We start from the raw sequence: 1,330 nt of genomic DNA, 5'->3' as shown, positions 1-1,330 counted from the left end.
CGGTGGATGCAGAGTCGCCGCGCATGTGGCACTGGCATCGGGTCGCGGAAGGCGACGCCTGGCAGGAAGAGACGTACACTGACCCGGCAACCGTGATTTGGTTAAAGGCGCTGGGGATGGCGTTGGCGTGGCGCGAGGTGTACGCCGGCGTGTTTTGACGAGCTGCATCTTTAGGCGTGCTCCGGGAGGTTTAGTTTTGTCTTGCTTGCCGGCATCCGTCCGCCACCGGCACGCGGTTCGCCGAAGCCCGGACTCAGCGGCAAGCAGAATCGTGCCTCAACAACCGGATGTCCTTCAGAGGCCACGCATCTGACGCCTTACGATTGCTTGTAGGTTGAAAAGGCGTCTAACCTCCGTAGCGCACAGATGAAGTTCAGCGCAGACGGTTGTCTGTTGCGCTTGGTCGCTTTTTAGCGGAGGCGGTGATGTCGGCTGTTTCACAACCCGTACCGGCGGCGTACTCGCTTGCGGAGTACTTCGCGTTGGAGCTGGCCTCCGACAAGCGGCACGAATACTGGCACGGTCAAATCGTCTGCATGTCGGGTGGGAGCGCCGCGCAAGCTCAGATCATTATGAATATTCTGGAGGCGTTGCTCGTTGGGCTGCGCAGCGGCGAGTGTCGTCCGCGCACCGCCGACTTGGCGGTACGCAACCCGCTGGCTGACCGGGCTGGACAGCCGCCTTATGTTTATCCCGACGCGAGCGTGTTCTGCGGAGCGCCGCAGTTGGAGAAGGTGCGGGGGATGGATACGCTGGTCAACCCGACGCTGGTGGTGGAGGTACTTTCGGCGACGACGGCCGAGCGCGACCTTGGAGACAAGCTCGCCGTCTATCAGGCCATTCCCAGCTTGCGGCACTACCTTGCGGTGGATGCAGAGTCGCCGCGCATGTGGCACTGGCATCGGGTCGCGGAAGGCGACGCATGGCAGGAAGAGACATACAATGACCCGGCAACCGTGATTCGGTTGGAGGCGCTGGGGATGGCGTTGGCGTGGCGCGAGGTGTACGCCGGCGTGTTTTGACGGTTTTGGCGACGGCAAGTGACATCTCATGAAGGCGCTCCCGGCGGGTTGGGCGTGGTTGTGGCGTCGGCTGTGCCGTCTTACGCTGACAGGGCTGCGACTTTGCGGCGCGCCGTGTTGCGCAACGCTTCCGGCGGCATGACATGGACGCGCGTCCCGTACGGCATCACCCGCAGCCTGACTCGCTCCGACACGCCCACCCGCAGCACGCGCAGACGCCTGCCGGGCAAGTCGTGCGGCCTTTCCACTGAATCCACCCTGCTGGATGCGCGTCTGTTGGCGGCGCGCAGGGCGACAGAGAGTCGGAC

2 protein-coding genes are annotated in these 1,330 nt (G+C 63.7%); both read left to right on the top strand.

Features of this window, described 5'->3' with window-relative positions:
- Positions 1 to 425: 425 nt before the first annotated feature.
- On the top strand, positions 426 to 1,022 hold the full coding sequence (locus NZ585_14830; GenBank protein MCS7081306.1) for a Uma2 family endonuclease: 597 nt from the start codon (positions 426 to 428) through the stop codon (positions 1,020 to 1,022).
- 18 nt (positions 1,023 to 1,040) lie between these two features.
- Positions 1,041 to 1,330 (top strand): hypothetical protein (locus NZ585_14825; GenBank protein ID MCS7081305.1); only part of this gene is annotated, 290 nt, incomplete at its 3' end.

The organism is Chloracidobacterium sp. (assembly GCA_025057975.1).
GTDB lineage: Bacteria > Acidobacteriota > Blastocatellia > Chloracidobacteriales > Chloracidobacteriaceae > Chloracidobacterium.
The sequence above is the reverse complement of the archived record's forward strand: the minus strand, read 5'-3'. Positions and strand labels throughout refer to the sequence as shown.

Coding starts and splice junctions, on each gene's coding strand:
- NZ585_14830 (MCS7081306.1), top strand. CDS start 426: ATGTCGGCTGTTTCACAACCCGTACCGGCGGCGTACTCGCTTGCGGAG.